The sequence below is a fragment of the Mesorhizobium sp. M7A.F.Ca.US.014.04.1.1 genome (assembly GCF_003998745.1).
GTDB classification, from domain to species: domain Bacteria; phylum Pseudomonadota; class Alphaproteobacteria; order Rhizobiales; family Rhizobiaceae; genus Mesorhizobium; species Mesorhizobium ciceri.
This window is the reverse complement of sequence record NZ_RZRW01000591.1, coordinates 1-3443: the sequence shown is the minus strand read 5'-3', so window position 1 is coordinate 3443 and position 3443 is coordinate 1. Positions and strand designations below refer to the sequence as shown.

4 protein-coding genes are annotated in these 3443 nt (G+C 62.3%); 1 reads left to right on the top strand and 3 read right to left on the bottom strand.

Annotation, left to right across the window (positions count from 1 at the left end; all coding sequences use genetic code 11):
• The coding region (locus EOA22_RS28150; RefSeq protein WP_127390384.1) for a LysR substrate-binding domain-containing protein at positions 1-666 on the top strand (666 nt) is incomplete at its 5' end.
• An 18-nt stretch (positions 667-684) separates the two neighbouring features.
• Here EOA22_RS28150 and EOA22_RS28145 read toward each other — a convergent pair.
• From EOA22_RS28145 to EOA22_RS28135, 3 genes are all read right to left on the bottom strand, one after another.
• Complete coding sequence (locus EOA22_RS28145) at positions 685-945, bottom strand: DUF3303 family protein (protein ID WP_244514281.1); 261 nt, start codon at positions 943-945, stop codon at positions 685-687.
• 30 nt (positions 946-975) lie between these two features.
• Positions 976-2439, bottom strand: coding sequence for a RimK family alpha-L-glutamate ligase (locus tag EOA22_RS28140; protein ID WP_013532574.1), 1464 nt, complete (start codon positions 2437-2439; stop codon positions 976-978).
• On the bottom strand, positions 2436-3443 hold a 1008-nt coding region (locus EOA22_RS28135), incomplete at its 5' end, for a peptidase C39 family protein (protein ID WP_127390383.1). The genes EOA22_RS28135 and EOA22_RS28140, both read right to left, overlap by 4 nt.

The window sequence follows — 3443 nt, the reverse complement described above, 5'->3', positions numbered from 1 at the left end:
GCGCGCCAACTGGGCGGCGATGCGTTCCGCCCGCGCCTCGTGGTGTCGGTGCCGCCATCCATGGCCATGGGTTGGCTTTCGCAGCGCCTCACTGGTTTTGTCTCCAGCCATGGCGCCGTCGACATATCGCTCAGAGGCGAGGATGACCCGGTGCCGTTCGACCGTGAGTTGATCGACATCAGGCTCACTTATGGCCCGCACTATCGCGAGCACCCGACCGAGGACATCGTCCAGGACGCAGTCTATCCCGTGTGTGCACCCGGGCTGGCGGACACGATCAAACCCGAAGGCCTCGCCAGCCTGCCGCTTATCCATACCGGCTGGGGACCGACCGGTGCGTCCTTTCCGTCCTGGCACAACTGGTTCGAGGCGGCCGGCATCGAACCCGGCCGGGCAGCGCAGCGCGGCCTCTCGGCCAACTCATCGCGCGCAGCACTCGACCTTGCCATTTCGGGATTGGGCGTGGCGCTGGCGCAAGGGATCTACTGTGCCGAGGCGCTGGAGGACGGCCGACTTGTCAGGCCCCTCGCCCAAATGGTCGAGCTGCGCCAGCCCTATTGCCTGACGATCCCGGCGCGCAGCGCCAGACGCGATGTCGTGGACGCATTTCGCCAGTGGCTGATCGACGAGTGCCGGCGCGCAGTCGGCTCGCCGGCACTGCGTTGACGCGACACGCGGCAATCGTCAGAGGTGCCCGCTCAATGCCTCAGCCATGTCCTTGTTTGTCGCCACGGGGATGATCTCGAATTCCACCAGATCCGCCCATTCGATGACCCAACGCTGCAGCAGCGTGACGTCATCGGCCTCCACCAGCAGGAAGCAGCGGCTCATGTCCGCCGCGATCCAGCTGTGGTGCACGAGCAGCTCGTCCGGTTTCAGGCGGCCGCGGTCGCGAAAGCGGCGATAGATCTCCTTGCGATCACAGCCGGTGAAATCCTCGATCACGATAAACTGCATGTTCTACCCCCGATCAAATTACCGCCCCGGCCGGTCCAACCGCTCCAGGAACCACTGCGTCAGCCGCACCCAGACCTCGTCCTTCTCACCGGAATCCTCCCAGCCATGATCGAGGTTGGGATTGTCATTCACCTCGATGACGAAGACGCCGTCCTTGGTCTCCTTGAGGTCGACGCCATAGAGCCCGTCGCCGATGCAGCGCGCCGCCTTCACTGCCGTCTCGACGACATGCGCCGGCGTTTCCTTCAGCGTGAAGGTCTTGATGCCGCCCTGGTCGGGCTTGCCGTTGGCCTTGTGGTTGACGATCTGCCAGTGCTTCTTGGCCATCAGATAGTGCACGGCAAACAGCGGCTGGCCGCCGAGCACGCCGACACGCCAATCATATTCGGTCGGAATGAATTTCTGCGCGATCAGAAGGTCGGAATCCTCCAGCCATTCGGTGGCGAGCGTCTTCAGTTCCTCGAAATTGGCGCATTTCTTGACGCCGCGCGAGAACGACGAATCCGGGATCTTCAGCACCAGCGGAAAGCCCAGCGTCTGCGCCGCCAGTTCGAGATCCGAGGTGCCGGCGATCATCACCGTCGGCGGCACCGGCACCTTGTTGTAGGCCATCAGCTCGTTGAGATAGACCTTGTTGGTGCAGCGGATCATCGACAGTGGATCGTCGATCACCGGCATGCCTTCCTGCTGGGCGCGGCGGGCGAAACGATAGGTGTGGTTGGAGATCGAGGTGGTCTCGCGGATGAACAGCGCGTCGTAATTGGCGAGCTTGGCCAGGTCCCGCTTGGTGATCGGCTCGATTTCGACGCCCATCTTCTCGGCGATCTTGGCCCAATAGCGCAGCGACGAGATCTCCGAGGGCGGCAATTCCTCATGCGGGTCGACCAGCGTGGCGAAGGTATAGCGCGCCGGCGTGCGGCCCTTGGTGTCGCGCCACTCCCGGTTGGTGTAGGTTTCCAGGCACTGTATGAAGCTTTTTTCCTCGTCCTCGGTCATCCGCGCCAGCGGATGGAAGCCGATCTTGCGGATCGAGGCCCATTCGGCGCTGTCCTTGATGTGGACTTCGAGCGCCGGTGCGCGGAACCAATCGAACAACAGCTTGGCGAAACGGTCCCAGATTTTTGACGGCCCGATGCCGAAGAAGATGCAGACCTTTTGCGGAAAGGCGCCACCAAGATCCTTGCGGCATTTGTTGAGCGCCAGTTCCAGTTCCGGCAGCGCGTGCTCATAGAGCTTGCGTTCCGACAGGTCGATCATCGTCTCGACGGTCGGGATCACCTTGTGGCCGCGCGAGCTTGCCAGCAGCGAGGCATAGTAGCCGCGGCTCTGGTAGGCGTAATTGTTCGACAGGTTGATGACCTTCGGCCGCTGGCCGCGAAACAATGACGGATGCGCGAGATAGTCGCGATTGGTGATGATCTTGTGCGGTGTCGCCACCTGGTCGAGATCGCTCTGCCTGCCGGTAAGGATGACCCAGGTCATTGTCTGTCACGCTTTCCCAGAGTGATGGCGGCCCGCAGTCCATCGCGACCGAACTGCGCCATGTTCATGAAGATGCCGTAAGGCACGGGAATGTTGGCTGCATCAAGGATGGTCTCCTGCCTTTCATCCTCGACCCAAGGGTCGTGGATCAGGATATGGTCGCCGTCATCGCCGATCGCCAGCACCCAGTGCGGCACCTTCTTGCCGAACATCAGGAAGCCGCTGATCAGCACCAGCACCAGCTTTCCCCCAGCGATCGCAGCGCGGATATCGTCGATTGTGAATGCACGGTAATTCACCGGGATGCCGTAAAGTTCCGCGCGTCGGCGAAAGTCGACCTGGGCCAGTTCCATTACCCTGCGCTTGTCCTCGCTGCGCACCGATTGCAGGAACAGCGCGCCATAGAAGGAGACGTAGATCTCCACCGCGAGCCCGCTCTCATAGCCCGAGACAGCGAGGCCGAACGGCTCGCAACCCCCGGGACCCGACATCATGAAGACGGTCGTCGCTTCACGCCACAGGCGGATTTCCATGACCGGATCCGGCACGAAGCCGCGATCGAAATTGGCCATCGCCATCATCAGGCAGCACGGACCGCAGGTGAATTCACAGGTCTGCGGGTAGAACGGCACCTTGGTGGCGATCGGAATGTCGCCACGCAAGGTTTTTTCGTAGCGAAGTGCCGTTTCGCCATCCTCATAGTAGCCGGGCTCACGCCCGATCTTGCGATAACCGGCCCGTTCGTAGATGCGGATCGCGCGGCTGTTGTCTTCGCGAACTTCGAGACGCAGCATCATGCGGTCGTGCTCGAAGGCGGCATCTTCGGCGGATCCGAGCAGGATGCGGCCGACACCCAGCCCGCCGAAAAACGGACTGGTCGCAATCGAGTAGAGGCGCGCCACGCCGCTGCCTTTGCGAAACAGCACGATCGCATAACCGGCCACGCGGCCGTAGACTTCGGCGACCAGCGTCTCGGCGGTTTCCCGCCCGATGAAAAGTCGGCA